This window comes from Bacillus litorisediminis (assembly GCF_022808645.1).
GTDB classification, from domain to species: Bacteria; Bacillota; Bacilli; order Bacillales; family JC228; genus Bacillus_BF; species Bacillus_BF litorisediminis.
Genome location: NZ_JAKZKT010000036.1, coordinates 26683 through 44144, shown reverse-complemented (window position 1 = coordinate 44144; position 17462 = coordinate 26683). Strand labels below are relative to the sequence as shown.

Annotated in this window: 16 protein-coding genes and 1 pseudogene; 5 read left to right on the top strand and 12 right to left on the bottom strand. The window is 39.0% G+C overall.

The window, feature by feature from the left end; all coding sequences use genetic code 11:
• Window positions 1–226: 226 nt before the first annotated feature.
• Window positions 227–982, bottom strand: coding sequence for a 2-dehydro-3-deoxy-D-gluconate 5-dehydrogenase KduD (gene kduD / locus MLE14_RS16650; RefSeq protein WP_243299543.1), 756 nt, complete (start codon window positions 980–982; stop codon window positions 227–229).
• A 504-nt stretch (window positions 983–1486) separates the two neighbouring features.
• Between kduD and MLE14_RS16645 the strand changes: the two genes are divergently transcribed.
• The 4 genes from MLE14_RS16645 to MLE14_RS16630 are packed head-to-tail and all read left to right on the top strand — an operon-like array spanning window position 1487 to window position 6193.
• Window positions 1487–2668, top strand: a complete 1182-nt coding sequence (locus MLE14_RS16645) for a galactokinase (protein ID WP_243299542.1) — start codon at window positions 1487–1489, stop codon at window positions 2666–2668.
• 2 nt (window positions 2669–2670) lie between these two features.
• The gene (gene galE, locus MLE14_RS16640) at window positions 2671–3672 is read left to right on the top strand and encodes a UDP-glucose 4-epimerase GalE (RefSeq protein WP_243299541.1); all 1002 of its coding nucleotides are present in this window, start codon (window positions 2671–2673) and stop codon (window positions 3670–3672) included.
• Window positions 3669–5177: a UDP-glucose--hexose-1-phosphate uridylyltransferase gene (galT, locus tag MLE14_RS16635; protein ID WP_243299540.1), complete on the top strand. Its 1509-nt coding sequence runs from the start codon at window positions 3669–3671 to the stop codon at window positions 5175–5177. The genes galE and galT overlap by 4 nt, the downstream gene beginning before the upstream one ends.
• Entirely contained in the window at window positions 5156–6193 is a 1038-nt protein-coding gene (locus MLE14_RS16630; protein ID WP_243299539.1) for an aldose epimerase family protein, read from the top strand. Before galT ends, MLE14_RS16630 begins: the two co-directional genes overlap by 22 nt.
• Before the next feature lie 43 nt (window positions 6194–6236).
• On the opposite strand, the gene MLE14_RS16625 is transcribed toward MLE14_RS16630, so the two are convergent.
• The 3 genes and pseudogenes from MLE14_RS16625 to MLE14_RS16615 form a co-directional block, all read right to left on the bottom strand.
• On the bottom strand, window positions 6237–7409 hold the full coding sequence (locus tag MLE14_RS16625; RefSeq protein WP_243299538.1) for an ROK family protein: 1173 nt from the start codon (window positions 7407–7409) through the stop codon (window positions 6237–6239).
• Window positions 7410–7539: 130 nt separating this feature from the next.
• A complete protein-coding gene (rlmD, locus tag MLE14_RS16620; RefSeq protein WP_243299537.1) occupies window positions 7540–8934 on the bottom strand; it encodes a 23S rRNA (uracil(1939)-C(5))-methyltransferase RlmD in 1395 nt (464 codons plus the stop codon).
• Window positions 8935–9149: 215 nt separating this feature from the next.
• Window positions 9150–9293: pseudogene (locus tag MLE14_RS16615) on the bottom strand (YjcZ family sporulation protein); the annotation flags it as partial.
• 617 nt (window positions 9294–9910) lie between these two features.
• On the opposite strand from MLE14_RS16615, the gene MLE14_RS16610 reads away from it, so the two are divergent.
• On the top strand, window positions 9911–10660 hold the full coding sequence (locus tag MLE14_RS16610) for a thermonuclease family protein (protein WP_243299535.1): 750 nt from the start codon (window positions 9911–9913) through the stop codon (window positions 10658–10660).
• Between the two features lie 125 nt (window positions 10661–10785).
• On the opposite strand, the gene MLE14_RS16605 is transcribed toward MLE14_RS16610, so the two are convergent.
• The 8 genes from MLE14_RS16605 to MLE14_RS16570 all read right to left on the bottom strand — a co-directional run bounded on the left by MLE14_RS16605 (window position 10786) and on the right by MLE14_RS16570 (window position 17444).
• Window positions 10786–11157 carry a VOC family protein gene (locus MLE14_RS16605; protein ID WP_243299534.1) on the bottom strand — a complete coding sequence of 124 codons (372 nt, stop codon included), beginning with the start codon at window positions 11155–11157 and terminating at the stop codon, window positions 10786–10788.
• Between the two features lie 282 nt (window positions 11158–11439).
• Complete coding sequence (locus MLE14_RS16600; protein ID WP_243299533.1) at window positions 11440–12996, bottom strand: flotillin family protein; 1557 nt, start codon at window positions 12994–12996, stop codon at window positions 11440–11442.
• 15 nt (window positions 12997–13011) lie between these two features.
• A complete protein-coding gene (locus MLE14_RS16595) occupies window positions 13012–13548 on the bottom strand; it encodes a hypothetical protein (RefSeq protein ID WP_243299532.1) in 537 nt (178 codons plus the stop codon).
• A gap of 13 nt (window positions 13549–13561) precedes the next feature.
• The gene (locus MLE14_RS16590; RefSeq protein ID WP_243299531.1) at window positions 13562–14245 is read right to left on the bottom strand and encodes a PspA/IM30 family protein; all 684 of its coding nucleotides are present in this window, start codon (window positions 14243–14245) and stop codon (window positions 13562–13564) included.
• A gap of 676 nt (window positions 14246–14921) precedes the next feature.
• Window positions 14922–15341 (bottom strand): GNAT family N-acetyltransferase, encoded by a 420-nt coding sequence (locus MLE14_RS16585; RefSeq protein ID WP_313897773.1) that lies wholly within the window; start codon window positions 15339–15341, stop codon window positions 14922–14924.
• A 68-nt stretch (window positions 15342–15409) separates the two neighbouring features.
• Window positions 15410–15835 carry a GNAT family N-acetyltransferase gene (locus MLE14_RS16580; RefSeq protein WP_243299530.1) on the bottom strand — a complete coding sequence of 142 codons (426 nt, stop codon included), beginning with the start codon at window positions 15833–15835 and terminating at the stop codon, window positions 15410–15412.
• A gap of 118 nt (window positions 15836–15953) precedes the next feature.
• A complete protein-coding gene (locus MLE14_RS16575) occupies window positions 15954–16391 on the bottom strand; it encodes a GNAT family N-acetyltransferase (RefSeq protein ID WP_243299529.1) in 438 nt (145 codons plus the stop codon).
• A gap of 141 nt (window positions 16392–16532) precedes the next feature.
• The gene (locus MLE14_RS16570) at window positions 16533–17444 is read right to left on the bottom strand and encodes a diacylglycerol kinase (protein ID WP_243299528.1); all 912 of its coding nucleotides are present in this window, start codon (window positions 17442–17444) and stop codon (window positions 16533–16535) included.
• Window positions 17445–17462 lie beyond the last annotated feature (18 nt).

The window sequence follows — 17462 nt, the reverse complement described above, 5'->3', positions numbered from 1 at the left end:
ACATTTTCAGGTGAAAGCTATAGACTTACTAACGCTTTATCAAAATCCCATTAAATAGGTTTAAATTGGGTGGCAAAACTCTGCATTTTTCATTGCATTTTTCTGCACTTTTTTATTGCAAAATACACTAAATGAGCGAATCCAAAATCTAACTAATGTTTTTAGTATTTTACCTTTTCAATGAATCTGTATTCTATTAAGTTCAAGCATCAAAATTCAGTACTATTTATGAACTCATCCAGCCACCATCAACGCATAAAATATGTCCATTTACATAGTTAGACGCTTCTGACGCTAAAAATACAACAGCACCTTTTAAGTCTTCAGGTGTTCCCCATCTGCCTTGTGGAATTCTTGAGGTAATATACTGATTCCGTTCTTGATTTGCACGCAGCTGTGACGTATTATCTGTAATCATATATCCAGGAGCGATAGCGTTTACATTCACTCCCCTACTACCCCACTCATTTGCCAAGGATTTCGTCAGTCCTGCTACTGCGTGCTTACTCGCCGTATATGCAGGTACTCTCAACCCTCCCTGGAACGATAACATAGATGCAATATTTATAATTTTCCCAGAACCGTTTTCAAGCATATGCTTCCCTACTTCACGACACAATTGAAAAACAGAATGCTGGTTAACTTTAATCACTTCAAACCAATCATCATCAGAGAAGTTCTCAGCATCTGCTCGACGAATGATTCCTGCGTTATTGACTAAGATATCAATTTTGTTTGTTAATGATAATGCCTCAGACACTAACTGTTCAGCGGCATGATCGTTGGACAAATCAATTTTCACTTCATAAAAAGTTCCGCCAAATGATTCTATTTTCTTGCGTGTGTCTGACATATCACTCATTCCTGCCCCTATTACGACTGCGCCCATTTCAGCTAATCCTATGGCCATTCCCTGACCTAATCCACGGCTTGCTCCTGTTAATAAAGCAACTTTACCTCTTAAAGAAAAGAGAGATTCCATTCTGCTATCACCTCTGTACAATATGTAAACTACTTCTATAGCATATCTAGATCCATTATAAAGCGTAAATAATGAAACTTCATTAGGAGAGCTTCCCACTTCATCAAAAAGCGAAAATAATGAACAGCAGCAGATATTATAAATGTACGCTTTCCGTTATTATCCAGCATTTTTGATCAAATTGAACGATAGACAAATGGAACCCCTCCGTCATAAAGCATTCTTTTGCTGCTCAATAATTTCAAAATATACGAATAGACGATAATAATAAGATTGTGCTGAAAATTCTTACTGAAAATATCCCTTTTGCATATTAATTTATTATATTATAAAAAAATCCTTATCTGGTTAACGATTCTTACAATAATGTGATCTATTTTTACGTCTTTAAATAATTGAAAGTCTCTCTATTCTTATTGCTTCTCCGCTAAGAATGAAGTAAACTTTCCGTAACTTAATTAAATTATTTAACTAAGTTTGAATTTTCTTCTCTTAGGAGGCATTATGAAGGTTACAACTAATCTATCTCAAGTGTTTCAGTCTATTTTCGATACAGCCAGTACACCTAGAGTCTTTTTTGCTCCAGGAAGAATTAACTTAATTGGAGAACATACCGATTACAATGGCGGGCATGTATTCCCTGCCTCTATCTCTTATGGAACATATGCTCTTGCAGTAAAACGTAATGACGAAAAACTCCGCTTCTATTCTATGAACTTTAAAGAAAAAGGTATTATAGAAGCAGACTTAAAGGATTTAACATTCAAGGAAACTGACAACTGGGCAAACTATCCGAAGGGTATGCTTCTATATATGAAAGAAGCAGGCTTTGAGATCAACCAAGGAGCCGATATTTTGTTTTATGGAAATATTCCAAATGGAGCTGGCCTCTCCTCTTCTGCTTCAATTGAACTTGTAACTGGCGCATTATTCGATGGACTGTTTGAATTAAACATGGAACGAATTTCTATGGTGCAATTAGGGCAAAAAGTTGAAAATCAATACATAGGTGTTAACAGCGGAATTATGGACCAATTTGCTATTGGTATGGGCAAGAAAAATCATGCGATTTTATTAGATTGCCAAACGTTAAAATACAAATATGCACCAATCATTTTGAAGAATCATGTCATTATCATTATTAATACGAACAAACAACGAACGTTAACTGGATCTAAATACAATGAGAGACGATATCAATGTGAAACTGCTTTAAGTGAATTACAGGATAAATTAGCAATAAAAAGTTTAGGTCAGCTATCTCCTGAAGAATTTGAGGAAAATAAACATCTCATTTTGGATGATATCAATAAAAGGAGAGCTAAACATGCGGTTTATGAAAATGCCAGAACGATAGCAGCTCTTGAAAAGCTTCAACAAGGAGACCTTCATAGCTTTGGTCAATTAATGAATGAATCACATCGTTCATTGAGAGACGATTATGAAGTAACAGGACTTGAGCTTGATACAATTGTGCAGGCTGCTTGGGAACAGGAAGGAGTCATTGGTGCGCGTATGACTGGTGCAGGTTTTGGAGGCTGTGCGATTGCAATTGTTGATTCTTTTAAAGTAGATTCCTTTAATGAAAATGTAAATGCAATTTATCGTGAAAAAGTTGGCTATGATGCAACTTTCTATACGGCGACCATTGATGATGGTGTAAAAGAAATGACAGAGGAGTGCTAATCATGAGTGTATTAGTATTAGGCGGAGCAGGTTATATAGGATCACACGCCGTTTATCAGTTATTAGACGCAGGTGAACATGTTGTTATTATTGATAATCTTGAAACCGGACACAGAGAAGCCGTACATCCAAAGGCTGTCTTTTATAAAGGAGATATGAGAGATATTGAGTTTCTTCGCTCTGTATTTGAGAAAGAATCCATTGATGCGGTCATTCATTTTGCCGCTCACTCACTTGTTGGTGAATCGATGGAGGATCCAATTAAATATTTTGATAATAATGTGTTCGGGACGCAAGTATTGCTCAAGGTTATGGTTGAACATAACATAAAAAAAATCGTCTTCTCTTCCACCGCTGCTACTTATGGTGAACCAGAAACAGTGCCAATAACCGAAACCGTTCCAACAAACCCAACAAATACGTACGGTGAAACGAAACTTACCATGGAAAAATTAATGAAGTGGACAGAGCAGGCACATGGCATTCAATACGTTTCCTTACGTTACTTTAATGTAGCTGGTGCAAGGGAAACGGCTGAAATCGGCGAAGATCATCGTCCTGAGACTCATCTGATCCCAATCATTTTGCAGACTGCTTTAGGTCAAAGATCGCATATGACCATCTTTGGGGAAGATTATGATACTCCTGATGGAACTTGTATCCGTGATTATATTCATGTTGAAGATCTTATAAATGCTCATCTATTAGCGTTGCATTACTTAAGAAATGGTGGAAAAAGTGATATTTTTAACCTCGGCAGCAGTCAAGGATTTTCAGTAAAAGAAATAATTGAAGCAGCACGAAGAGTAACAGGTAAAGATATTCCAGCTCAAATAGGCGCACGCAGAACCGGAGACCCTAGTATTCTTATTGCTAGCTCTGAAAAAGCAAAACAAAAACTAGGGTGGAATCCAACTCGTACTTCCATTGAAAAAATAATTGAAGATGCATGGAGATGGCATTCTGCCCATCCAGAAGGGTATAAAAAGGATGTGTCGAAATGATTTATTCCTATATTGCTAGTCTTATAAAAAAAGCACTTGAAGTTGAGTTAATCGAAACAAGAGATCAAAATTATGTCCAAAACCAAGTATTAGGCTTGATTGGATTGGAAACTTTTCCCGATGAAGTTGAAGTTCTTGATGATTCAATCCCTAACTTGTTAGATAAAATAATCAATTTTGCGATTAAAACCAACATTATTCAAAATGTTTTTGACGAAAAGGAAATACTTTCTGCAAACATCATGAATTGCTTTGTTCCAAGGCCATCTGTCGTCAATTCAACCTTTCATCAGAAGTATAAAGAATCACCTGAATCCGCTACTAATTATTTTTTTAATTTAAGTAAAAACAGTAACTATATCCAGTTGAACCGGATCGCGAAAAATATCTCTTATAAGGCAGATACGGCGTACGGTCAAATGGATATAACGATTAATTTATCCAAGCCAGAAAAAGATCCTGAGCAAATTAAAAGAGAACGTGCAATGAAACAAATTGGAAACTATCCGAAATGTCTGCTTTGTGTGGAAAACGAAGGATATACAGGGAGAACCGGATACCCTGCCCGTGCAAATCATAGAATTATAAACATCCCGCTTGCAGAGGAAAACTGGTATTTACAATACTCGCCATATCTTTACTATAACGAGCACTGCATATTATTTTCCGAAGAACATCGAGTCATGAAAATCGACCGAACAGCTTTTGAAAGATTACTAAACTTTATAGCAAAGTTCCCTCATTACTTTATTGGCTCCAATGCAGATTTACCTATTGTTGGTGGCTCTATTTTAAGTCATGACCATTATCAAGGCGGAAACTATGAATTTGCGATGACTCGTGCCGAAGATGCTTTCTCGTTTCAAATAAAACGCTATCCTGACATGAAGGCAACTGTTATTAAATGGCCAATGTCTGTAATACGTTTGAAATCATCTAATATAGATACTCTTGTAAATGCAGCCGATCATATTTTACAGAGCTGGAAGATGTATTCGGATGAATCGGTTAATGTTGTAGCCTATTCAGGGAAAACACCTCATAACACGATTACTCCTATTGCTAGGAATCGTAATGGCGTTTTTGAGTTAGATCTTGTTCTGCGCAACAATCGTACAACGGATGAGCATCCACTTGGAATATTCCACCCACATGCAGATGTACATCATATTAAAAAGGAGAATATCGGACTCATTGAAGTAATGGGATTAGCGGTTTTACCGCCAAGATTAAAGGACGAGCTAAATGAAATTCGAGAAGCCCTCCTAGGTAATTCAAGTCATATTGAATTCTATCATCAAGAGTGGGTTGAACAGTTAAAGGAAAAGTATGGGGTACTAGCAGACCGAGAGGAAGCAGAAAACATTCTTCGGCAAGAACTTGCGCAAAAATTCGTAAGGTGTCTTGAAGATGCAAGTGTATTCAAGTCACGAGATGCTTTTGAACGATTCATTATCTACTTGAACAATACGGAGGTACCTTCATGCTATCAACAAGCGAAATAAACGGTAAATGGAAGGAGTACAGGCTATCAAACAAGAATGGAATATCAGTTAGTGTTCTTGATTATGGCGGGATTATTACAAAATTAATGGTACCTGATAAGAACGGTAATCTTGAGAACGTCGTACTAGGTTTTAAAGATTATCAAGAGTATGAATCGAATCCGTTTTATTTCGGGGCCATTATCGGAAGAGTTGCAGGTAGAATTCAGGGTGCTTCATTTTCCATTGAGGATAAAGCCTACCATTTAGAAGCGAACAATAATGCCAATCATCTGCATGGTGGACCTAAAGGCTTTCACCAAGTAATCTGGAACGTGTATCCGTTTGAGAATGAAGATGCTGTTGGACTTACTCTCACTCATACAAGTGCTGATGGTGACAGGGGATATCCTGGAAATGTAGATGTTTCGGTAACGTACACATTAAATAATCATAATCAGCTGATTCTTGATTATGCAGCATCAAGTGATCAAACCACTCCTTTAACCTTAACGAATCATTCTTATTTTAACTTAAGTGGAAATGCAAAGGAAAACATAACGAACCATTATGTTAAAATGGATAGCAGTAAGTTTGCGGAGTTAGATCATACGCTAATTCCAACTGGAAAATTAATAGATGTAACTGGAACTCCTTTTGATTTCCGTAAATATCAAAAAATCGGAACCGGTTTTAATTCATCCTTCGAACAAAATAGCTTGGTTGGAAATGGCTATGACCATTATTTTATATTTGATCATGCGTCTGAACATCAAGTTATAGTGGATGAACCGCACAGCGGACGAATTATGAAGGTAAAAACAAACCAACCAGGTATGGTTATGTACACTGCAAATAATATGGCTGAAGGATATGTGTTATTAGAGGGAACAACTAAAAAATACCAAGGTGTTTGTTTTGAAACCCAAGGCTTACCAGCGTCATTACACCACCCTGGATTCCCAAGCATCCTTTTAATGCCCGGGAAAAAATATAAGAAACAAACCGTATTTACCTTGAATATCATTAATGAATGATATAGAACTTGTCGATTAAAAATTAGGCTAAACCTTAAAAGGTTTAGCCAATTGAAATTGGATCAAAAAGTTCAATTAAGAGAAGTGATACAGCACCTAATAAAGTTGCATCTTGGCCCAATCGTGTGACAACGATCTCAGTCTGTTTTGCTTCATTCGTCAATGCTCTTTGCTGGATTGTATGAAGAACTTCAGGCAGTATAAACTTTTCACTTCCCATAACTCCCCCGCCTAGTACAATTTTTCTCGGGTTAACCAAATGAATGAGGTTTGTCAATCCAATTCCAATAATTTCTCCAGTTCTTTGAAGCAAATGAATACAAGATTCATTTCCTTCCTGAGCTAACCTGAAAATTTCTTCACCCGTTAATCGCTGACATTCCTTAATCTCTGTGGCAGCACGTTCTGCAATCGCTTCACCACTTACCAAGGTTTGTAAGCAGCCTTTATTCCCGCATTCGCAAGTTTTGCCGTTAATATCAATAATCATATGGCCTAATTCCCCAGCAATCCCTTCTGCACCATGAAATAGTTTTCCATTTAACACAATCCCGGCCCCTACTCCACGTCCGATATTAACAGCCACCATGCTTTCAACGTCACCGTGTCCTCCGAACCATGATTCACCTAACGCCATTGCCCGTGCATCATTTTCGATCTTTACTGTTAAGTTAAACTCTTCTTCTAAAACTTCTTTCAAGGGTATATTTCTCAGTTTCAAGATTGGCGCTACAAGAGAAGTCCCTGTTTCGACATCCACTGCACCGTGCATAGCGATTCCGATGCCAATAATTTTGTCTTGCCCAACTTCCATTGTATTGTATAAAGCGTATATATTTTCCTTTAATAGTGAAATAAATTGTTCATTTGTTAATGGTCTATTGATGGGGCCAGAAGCACGTTGATAAACCTTACCTGTTAAATCAGACAATATACATTCAATTTTTTGTGGCCCTGCATCAACACCAATGACGAAAAAAGAATCGGAGTTAATATGCAACATCGTTGGTTTCCGTCCCCCAGTCGATTCACCGAGCGTACTTTCTCTAACCAAACCTTGCTCCATTAATTCTTTCACAATGCTGCTGACTGTTGGAGGTGTTAAGTTAGTTTCTTTTGCAATTTGTGCTCTTGAGATTGGTTCACATGTGCGTATTTTATTGAGGACGATGGATTTATTAACCGATTTCATTAATTGAAATGTACCACGCTGCATGTAAAGCCTCCATTTAATTAGGTAATATGTGTTATTTTAACATACTTAATTAATTTAATTATAATTAAGTATGTTATGCACAGTAATGTGGAGGCCAATAGTACTGAAATAAAAGAGCAGCAGGACTCCCTTATTTAGGGCCAGCTGCTTCTTTTAAAACTATCTGCGCGACGCACTCAACGTGCCCCGTCTGCGGAAACATATCGACCGGCTGGATCTCAAGTGTTTTATACCCTCCATCTTCTAAAATACGCAAATCTCTTGCTAAAGTGGAAGGATCACACGATACATACACAACCTTCTTTGGTTTCATTTTTATGATGGTTTCTAATAAAGCTGCATCGCAGCCCTTGCGCGGTGGGTCAACGCAGAGTACATCTGCCCGAACACCTTCCTTATACCATTTCGGAATCACTTCTTCAGCTTTTCCGACCGCGAATTCGGTCTTTTCTTGGAGGCCGTTCAGCTCCGCATTCTTTTTTGCGTCTTCAATCGCTTCTGGCACGATTTCAACACCATACACTTTTTTAGCATTTTCAGCAAGAAAAAGAGAAATAGTTCCGATTCCACAATAAGCATCGATAACAGTCTCTTCACCTGTCAGTCCGGCATATTCGAGCGCTTTTCGATATAAAACTTCGGTTTGTTCCGGGTTTACTTGGTAGAAGGATTTTGCCGAGATAGCAAATTTAATATTTCCAATCGTATCGTAAATAACTTCCCTTCCCCAAAGTACACGTGTTTCATCTCCTAATATAACATTGGTCCGTTTTTCGTTGATATTTTGTACAACTGATTTCACACCATCAATATTATTCGTAATCTCTCTCACAATCTGCTTTCGATTCGGAAGATCCTTCGTTCGGGTGACTAATACCACCATTACTTCCCCTGTAGCATGCCCTACCCTTGCCATAATGTGACGGAGCGTTCCTGTATGCTTTTGTTCGTTATACGCTTGAATCCCGTGTTCACTGCATATTCGTCTAACAGCTTGAATGACCTCGTCATTCTTTTCTTTTTGGATAATGCAGCGATCCATATTGATAATGTCATGGCTCCTTTTTTGGTAGAACCCCGCAATTAATCCGCCTTCTCTCTCACCTACAGGAACTTGCGCTTTATTGCGGTACTTCCATGGATCCTTCATCCCTAAAACCGGATGGACTGGGACATCTGGCAGCTTTCCTATTCTTGCCAAGACATCACGAACATGCTTTTCTTTTGCTTTTAATTGACCTTCATAGCTTACATGCTGAAGCGAGCAGCCCCCGCAGAGATGGTACACTGGACATGGGGGTGCTACACGATCTGGACTGGCTTCATAGATCTCAATCAGACGCCCAAAGCCGTAGCCCTTTTGTACCTTTGTAACCTTTACCTTTGCTTTTTCTCCGGGAAGGGCTTGGGCAACAAATATCGGAAAACCTTCCACCTTAGCAACTCCGGCGCCTTCATGGGTTAAATCCTCAAAAACAACATCAAGATATTCATTTTTCTGAACCGGCACTTGCTGTTTACTCATCGTAATCTTCCTTTTATGTAAAATCAGGCGAAAAACCCCGTATCAGCTATTTAATATGTTTAGTTTAAACAAACGTTTGATTAAAAATCACGCAACCCATTGTACCATATAAAGTCACGAACATTCTATTTTCAGCCTCTCCCCCATTATAACCGAGACTCCATAAAAAAAGACAAAACTCGGGCAGTGCCTGTCACCACCCGATGTTTGTCGAATTAGCCATTAAAGCAGACGCAACCAACAATAATGAGAAGGATAAACAATACAACGATTAACACAAATGTGTTATTGCCGCCATAAGCTCCTGCTACGTTGCCGTTGTATCCATAGTTTCCATAACCACACCACATAGAATGTTCACCTCCCCAACCATTTCTACACTATCGTACGCATTATTTGGACAATTTGCGTCGGACAAACGTTGAATTTTCCCAAAAATAATAGGAAATTTTCATTTCGATTACCGCAGTTTGCAAACTTAGCCCGATCTGTGTATCTTGTTTCCCATTTATACGAAAGAAACCCACCCTAAAGGTGGGCCTTCTTCGAGGGGAGTTAGGAGTTCACGTCGTATAAGGCGGTGCAAGCCTTACTTTTTTTGATACCCGATCTTTACACAAAGGAGATGCCCCAAACCAATTATCACATTACAACCAGCGGTAGTTCGGTATTGGCATATACTATTAAGAAGAAAAGAACCACGAATTATAAACAATAAAAAGAGTGTTACGGTCTCGTTCAACTGGCTCGTATTTTTCAACACCCCTCTAAACGAGCTCACTATATCCTATTTTCATTTGGTACAAAGTGACCGAGACAAGCGTGGAAAAGTACAAAAATAGGCTAGCAGCCATTTTTCCAGCAAGAAGATAAATGATATGAAAGACTAAATAAATTGAAATATCTATCCGATTTCATTTGAACAACTCCGTGCTATACTTGGATGGAAGAAATCTTTGAAAAGGGGATATATACCTTGAGATTAATTGCACCATGGCTTCGTCATCTTACTGGAAAAACTCTAGTCTTAATGGCTCTTAGTGCTGTATTATTAGTCAGCTGCTCGACGATCGTATCAAGTCCTTCAAATGATCGGCCTGAAAATCTATTAATTGCAAAAGTAACCCGAGTTATTGATGGTGATACAGTAGAGGTCGAATTAGAGAGCGGTAAAGAAGAAACGGTAAGATTTATTTTAGTCGATACACCTGAAAGCAAAGGGAAATATGCGGGAGAGCCTCAGCCCTTCGGAAAAGAAGCTGAAGCTTTTACAAAGCAGCATTTAGAAGGTAAATCAGTTGGCTTAGAGGTAGGGGTCGAAGAGCGTGATCGCTTTGGGAGATTGCTAGCATATATTTGGGTGGATGACACTATGTTTAATGAAATATTGTTACGTGAAGGTTTAGCCCGTGTTGCGGTTTATCCGCCTAATACGAAGTATGTCGATCATTTTCGTGATATTGAAAATCAAGCTAAGCTTGAAGAAAAAAACATTTGGTCGGTTGAGAACTATGTATCAGAAGATGGATATGAAGATAATGTTACGTATGAAGAAACCGAAAACCCTGGCAGTTCAAACAGTCCTCAATCCAATGTTCAGGATCTTGATTGCAGTGATTTTTCAAATTGGGAAGAAGCGCAAGCTTTTTTTAAAGAAACCGGATCCGGAGATCCTTTTCGGCTAGACGGGGATGGCGATGGTATTGCTTGTGACAGCATCCGCTAGGCAAAACTGTCGAAAATAATTATTTCTTAGGAAATAAAAGATAAAAATTAGTTGAAACGTCGAATTATTGCTTTAATCATTTCAAGAAAAGCCTGCTTTACGAAAAAATAAAAGCAGGCTCGTATTTACTTTTTCCACTCTAGCACTTCAATCCGGTTTCCAAATGGATCATACATATATATTCGGTTAGCCCCTGGCAATCTATCATCTTTCATATACTCAAGCTCGTGTTTATCTAAGTGTTTGATAAATAACGCCAGATCCGAGATTACAAACGCAGGGTGTGCCTTTTTAGCCGGAAGGAACGGATCCTCCACACCAATGTGAATCTCAATCGTCCCCGTCTGGAACCAAACCCCGCCATTTTTCTTTAATTCCTCAGGTTTTTCCTTTTCCATAAATCCTAATATTCCATTGTAAAATTGTCTTGCCTGTTCCTCGCAGCCTTTAGGTGCAGCCAGCTGAACATGATCAATGCTTTCAAATTGAAAAGTCATTTTATCCCCTCCCATTCTTACTGTAATAAAGATTGACGGAAGTATATAGTATGGATTTATTATAGGAAGTGATAATCATTTCTTATTTAATTGCGGGATTGGACTCGATAGATTCTCTCCTGTTAACTAAACATAACCAAAAAAATTGCCTCCCAAACAGGAGGCCCAAACCATGTATATTATAGGGGGGATACATTGGTATTCTTACTTTTCCCCTTTTCCCTTTAATTTATACTAGTAATCTTAAATTTTTTTACAATCCTGTTAAATTAACCTTACTTCCTACTCTTTATCTCCATCATTGACATCCCCTGATGCAGCCATTTCCTCTGTTGTTTCTTTCATGGTAAAGCCATAGTCATTGAGTCTTGAAAGAGAGCGGTTTTTACCTGTAATGTTTTCTAACAGCTCCTTTACATCTATGCCAGATGAAGCCTTTAACGTTTCTTGTAAACTAGACATAAGGTTTGTCGCATAGCCTGTTACTTTATTGGCACCGCCATTGGAACCGCTGCTGCCTGTATCAACAACTGTGATTTTATCGATATTGGACAGCGGGCTGGCAACTTGTTTTGCATACTCTGGAATCATACGAATAATCATATCTAAAATAGCCGCTTGACCATAATATTCGAAAGCCTCGGCAATCTTACGCTTTGCTTCGGCTTCAGCCAGACCTTTTAGGCGTGTAACCTCTGCTTCGGCTTCCCCTTGTGCCCGTTCCGCTTCAGCTTTGGCAATCCCTGCAATTCGAACCTTTTCAGCTTCAGCTTTAGCCATTGCTTCGATTCGGTATTTGTTGGCATCCGCCTCTGCGATCTCTTTTAGCTTATTGGCTGCAGCAGCCTGCTCAACAGCATAACGGTCTGCATCGGCTTTCTTTTTCACTTCCGAGTCGTACTGGCGCTCACGTCGAAGAATTTCTTTTTCTTCCAGCTCAATTTGCTTTTGTCTCTCAATGATTTTGACTTGCATTTCTTGTTCTGTTACTTCTTGTCTGGCTCTTGCGGTTTCGAGATCATATGCTTGGTCGGCCCGAGCTTTCGCAATATCCTGCTCTCTGCGGAAATCAGCCATTTTCATCTGATTGATTTTTTCAGCTTCGGCAATTTCAGTGGCTCGTTCAAGCTCAGCTTTTTTTGCATCTTTATCGGCTTCCGCCCGTTTAATGCGGGTTTCCTTTTCAGCCTCTGCTGTAGCAATATCAGCATCCCGCTTAACTTGAGCAATTCTCGGTTTCCCTAATGATTCTAAATACCCATTTTTGTCTCTTACATCCTTAATTGTAAAAGATACGATAACAAGACCCATTTTCGCTAAATCTTGGGAGGCCACGCGCTGGACCTCTTGCGAGAATTTTTCTCTGTTTTTATAGATTTCTTCTACGGTCATAGACCCTAAAATGGAGCGAAGATGACCCTCCAGCACTTCTCTTGCTTCATTTTCTCGGTCTTGTTTCGTTTTTCCAAGAAACTGCTCAGCAGCCGTTGCAATCTCACTGATGGATCCGCCAATTTTTATAATCGCGGTTCCATCCGCCATAACTGGAACACCTTGCTCTGTATATACTTCTGGTGTACTCACATCTAATTTGCTAGAAAGTAAGCTTAACGGTTCTGCCTGTTGAAAAACCGGTAATACAAAGGTACCTCCGCCCCGAACAATTTTTATTTTATTCCCAGATTCATCGACATGCACATTTTTACTGCCTAAATAACTTCCAGTTACAATCAGAGCTTCGTCCGGTCCTGCTGTTTTATATTTTGATACAAATACACCAATTAGTGCTAAAACCAGAAATACGGCAACCCCTATGACAATCCATAGTATAGTTGTCATCTTCCATTCCCCCTACTATAAAATTTCATCAAAGGATTCATGCGGAGTAACATACAGTACTCCAGATTTCACATCGATCACCAGGACCTGACTCCCCTCAGGTATAGGAAGATCATCAAAGCTTGCTGCTGGTTTGGCGATATTTCCGCTATTGCTTTCAATCACTACTTCTCCATAACCGTCCTTGGGTACTGAAAGAATCACCTTGCCAATTCTTCCTTTTAACGATTCCTCCGTGTATACCAGTGATTCCTCTGCAGATGAAAGAGGAATCAAGACAAAGACATTTAAGAGCGTATCTAATAGAATGGCAATTAGGATAGAAATTGCGATGATTAATATGCTGTTAAGGGGAGTGAGTATCTCCCATAAGTAGCCACTAGCTGAAAAAAAAGTGAAAAAGGCTAAAAGTAATGTGGGGTTCAAAAAACCAGTCGCTTCCGTCAATCCCTCTAGAACATCGCCAAACAATATATACAGAACCGTAATGAGCCCAGAAATAATGAGTGCAGCTAAATAGATTGATTCAATGGGTGCGCCAAACAGTTCCATACTCCTTCATCCTTTAACTTGATTTTTTATCTTCTTGCAGCCTTTCTTTTAACCGCTCCAATTCTAATTCCACTTCACTTTTACCTGTTATTTCATTTAATTCCTGGTCTAATGATTTATTCATCATTTGCAAATCCTCACTGGTTTCTGCTTCTGCTTCTTGGCGCAGGACTTTTTCTTCCATACGCTCAAAACCCTTTTTTGCACTAGCTGTATTCGTTGTGGATAATGCACGATTGATGGAGGTTTTAGCTTTTGCTGCTTCCGCCCGCGCCTTTAAGGAGTTTCGTTTTAATTCCATTTCGCGGTATTCATTTTTCATGATTTTTAGCTTTTCCTTGAGGTCGACGACTTGGTGGAGTGCTTGAGTGTGAAGGTCTTCTAATTGTTGATGCTCTTTAGTGAGGTGGCTCTTATCTTCTAGAGCCCGCTTGGCTAAATCTTCGCGGTTATTTTTCAATGCCTCAATTGCTTGTAGTTCACGCTTTTCGATGAGTTTTTTCGTTTCTTCTACTTTCCGTGCCAGGAGTTTTTCTTCTCCCATCATTTTTGCTGTAGCCTTTTCAGCCTCGACAATCTCATGATTCATTTCCCTCATGTACTGGTCAATCATGTGAATCGGATCTTCTGCCTTGTCAATCAATGCATGGAGCTCAGATGCCACCACCGTTTTCACCCGTTTAAAAAGTTCGAACATGAAAATCCCTCCCTTTATAATGGCGAAAGCCAGCTGCTTTCTTCCTCTTTTACATACGAACGGGTTTTAGAAATAGTTTCATAATTTGGCAATTTTTTAAATCATATCCAAGAGAATATAAGAGTGCGGGATGCAGGAAAAATGCACCAAACTAGTGTATGATAAAAAATGGAAATAAATGCTTATACCAATAGATTTATCTCGTTCCCCTTCTAAAGCAAGGAGTCAACATGGAGAAACTATTAAAAATGATTCAATTCACATCTTGGCGGAGGCTGTAGCTGGTGATATTCCTGCATTTGAAGATGAAGCAAAAAAATGAACAAGTATGAAAATAAACGAGTGGCGAAATCGGGGGAGAATTGTTCTTTGGCAGGAATACGAAGAGAAAACCAGTTTTGAAGCAAAGATTACGATGTATTGGACAAGCTCGAGGTTCAGATCCAGCATAACGAAATAGACCTTTCCAGCTGGCTAGAAATCGAGCATGAAATGAGTTTTCTAATGGATCGCCCTGTTGAATTTGAACTTGTATGAATGGAGTTTAAAAATCTGATCGAAAAAGAGTCGGAAATAAAGCTGAGAGTGGCCAGGATAAATACGATATCTCGATTAATGGAAGGATTATAGAAAGGGGGAGTCTGTCCCCCCTATATGTATCAAAGGCTTGTGACAATTAATCTAGCTTCAAGCAATACACAGGTTCATCATGGTGGCCTTTCTCAATCTCTCCAGTTGGTTTAAAACCACGTTTTTCATAGACCTTGATCGCTCTATCATTATTATAAATCACTGATAAATAGATTTCTTTACAGTTATACATCTTAACCATTTCATCAATGACGGCATTTAAAACAGGAAGACCATAACCTCTGCCCTGAAATTGATGTCCAATCATTATACTGATTAATTCATATCTTTGATGCTCTTTTCTATAACCAAAAGACGTAAATCCTATTAAAGTTTGATTGTCGTATATTGCTCTTGGAACAAAACCATAAACATAACAAGCCCCCAGGAAAAAGGCATTAGACCCTACCCATCTCTCGAAGATTTGAATTTGCTGATCTTGATCCTGATCTGATTTTAAATTAATTACATCCCAAAATGTATCTTCTGTTACCTCAAGTAATTTTATATGCAGCTTTCATGCACCTCTCTATTTTATAGTTTATATAAAAACGTATAACTTTTCTTTTCATATCCCATTTTATCTGTATAAAAACGGTGGGCATCGACTCTTTGCAAGCCGGAAGATAGATACACACAAGAGCAATCATTTTCTCTGGCCAGGTCATGAATGAAACGAAGCAGCGTCTCACCATATCCTTTTGAACGTTCCGTCGATTTCGTAACTAAATCATGGACGTACATATTCCGAAGGTTGTAAAAGTTAGTGCATATTTGGACGCCTGTTACCGCTTTAATACCACCTTCATCCTCTAAAGCATATAATTGAAATCCCTGTTTTTTCATTTCCCCATACAATGAGAAAAAATCTTCTTCTGAAAGATGTGTACGAAGCTCCTTCAGGACAGGAAAAGCTCTCTTGAGTTCTGCTTCGGATTGACATTGAAAAATAGTTGTCATTGCCAGCTCTCCATTTCTATTTTTCTTTCATTATACATGAACAGCAGAAGGAGAGAGCCACTTTTAAACTAAAAGACTTAAAATCCAGGGAATTTCTGGAGTTTAATTAAACGTTTGTTTAATATTCTATATTCCTAAAGTTTAAGCAAAAGACTTGTGACCATTTGATGTTTTCGTATCCGATCTGTTTATAAAATTGGTGCGCCTCTTTTCTTTGACCGCCGGAACGCAGTCTTACTTGCGAAAATCCATAGTCCCTAGCCCAGTCTTCACATTGTTTCATTAATTTCGCGCCAATACCTTGTCTTCGCGATTGCTGATCGACAACTAGTCCGCCAATTTCGGCGTACTCTAACCCGATTAAAAGCTTTCCAAAAACATGGACCCAGCCTCCAAGCTTATTTTCCCCTGTCTCATACACAAACACAGCATGCTCCGGGTTATCCAGCAGACGTTCTAGACGTGATCTTCCTTGTTCGACCGAAACCGGATATCCCAGCTGTGAGGATAACCTTACTATTTCGGTTACATCCTCGAGCTTTGCTCTTCTAATCATTTTCATCCCCCACTTCTTTTATTTTTTATTAATACTCGCTAAATCTTTGATTTAATCGTTTTAATCGAATTTTTAAACAAACGTTTGTTTAAAACACAGGCTGGATAAAAAAATACCCCGTCCAACGACAGGGCTACATTTTTATACACGATCTTCTTCTCTGATCTCATCATACGGTACAAAAACCTCAATGTGGCGGTATAGATTGACGAATTCCGCTGGTACTTCTCCGCCGTATTCACCGTCGAGATTTAATAGCAATTTTTGCTCAGATGTGACCTTAATCCGATTTGCTTTTGTGTAAATAACGTGATCATCATTGATGTGATCCCCTCTTACGGCTAAAGTAACAAGCCTAACGAACTCAGCAAGGTTGGTTTTTTTCAAGATCAGCAAGGTGAACATACCGTCATTCAGGGACGCATCCGGGGCTAGCTTTTCAAAGCCTCCAACTGAATTCGTATTGGCAATTAGAAAAAGCATGATTTCCCCTTCAAATTCTTTACCGTCATATTCAATGCGGGTTTCTGTTGCCTTAAGTGATGGCAGCATCTCAATTCCTTTAAGGTAATATGCAAGCTGACCTAGTACAGTTTTTAATCGGCTTGGCACATCATAGGTTAATTCGGTTAAACGGCCGCCACCAGCGATATTGATAAAATATTTATTATTCATTTTGCCAATATCAATCGGGATGGTCTCCCCTTTCACGATGATATCGACTGCACGCTCAACAGATCTTGGGACGCGGATAGCCCGTCCGAAGTCATTTGTAGTTCCAACCGGGATAATGCCTAGCTTTGGCCGGTATTCCTTTTCTGCTAGACCGTTTACCACCTCGTTGATTGTGCCATCGCCTCCAGCTGCAATCACCACATCATATTTTCGCTCTACTGCGATCTCAGCAGCTCTTGTGGCATCGCCTTCTCCTGTAGTGGCATGGCAGGACGTTTCGAATCCCGCTTCTTCTAACCTTTGCAGAACTTCAGGCAGATGCCTTTTAAATATTTCTCTTCCAGATGTTGGATTATATATAATTCTCGCTCTTTTCATCTTCTCATCATCCTAATT

Coding starts and splice junctions, on each gene's coding strand:
- kduD (WP_243299543.1), bottom strand. CDS start 982: ATGGAATCTCTCTTTTCTTTAAGAGGTAAAGTTGCTTTATTAACAGGA.
- MLE14_RS16645 (WP_243299542.1), top strand. CDS start 1,487: ATGAAGGTTACAACTAATCTATCTCAAGTGTTTCAGTCTATTTTCGAT.
- galE (WP_243299541.1), top strand. CDS start 2,671: ATGAGTGTATTAGTATTAGGCGGAGCAGGTTATATAGGATCACACGCC.
- galT (WP_243299540.1), top strand. CDS start 3,669: ATGATTTATTCCTATATTGCTAGTCTTATAAAAAAAGCACTTGAAGTT.
- MLE14_RS16630 (WP_243299539.1), top strand. CDS start 5,156: ATGCTATCAACAAGCGAAATAAACGGTAAATGGAAGGAGTACAGGCTA.
- MLE14_RS16625 (WP_243299538.1), bottom strand. CDS start 7,409: ATGCAGCGTGGTACATTTCAATTAATGAAATCGGTTAATAAATCCATC.
- rlmD (WP_243299537.1), bottom strand. CDS start 8,934: ATGAGTAAACAGCAAGTGCCGGTTCAGAAAAATGAATATCTTGATGTT.
- MLE14_RS16605 (WP_243299534.1), bottom strand. CDS start 11,157: ATGACTTTTCAATTTGAAAGCATTGATCATGTTCAGCTGGCTGCACCT.
- MLE14_RS16600 (WP_243299533.1), bottom strand. CDS start 12,996: ATGACAACTATACTATGGATTGTCATAGGGGTTGCCGTATTTCTGGTT.
- MLE14_RS16595 (WP_243299532.1), bottom strand. CDS start 13,548: ATGGAACTGTTTGGCGCACCCATTGAATCAATCTATTTAGCTGCACTC.
- MLE14_RS16590 (WP_243299531.1), bottom strand. CDS start 14,245: ATGTTCGAACTTTTTAAACGGGTGAAAACGGTGGTGGCATCTGAGCTC.
- MLE14_RS16580 (WP_243299530.1), bottom strand. CDS start 15,835: ATGACAACTATTTTTCAATGTCAATCCGAAGCAGAACTCAAGAGAGCT.
- MLE14_RS16575 (WP_243299529.1), bottom strand. CDS start 16,391: ATGATTAGAAGAGCAAAGCTCGAGGATGTAACCGAAATAGTAAGGTTA.
- MLE14_RS16570 (WP_243299528.1), bottom strand. CDS start 17,444: ATGAAAAGAGCGAGAATTATATATAATCCAACATCTGGAAGAGAAATA.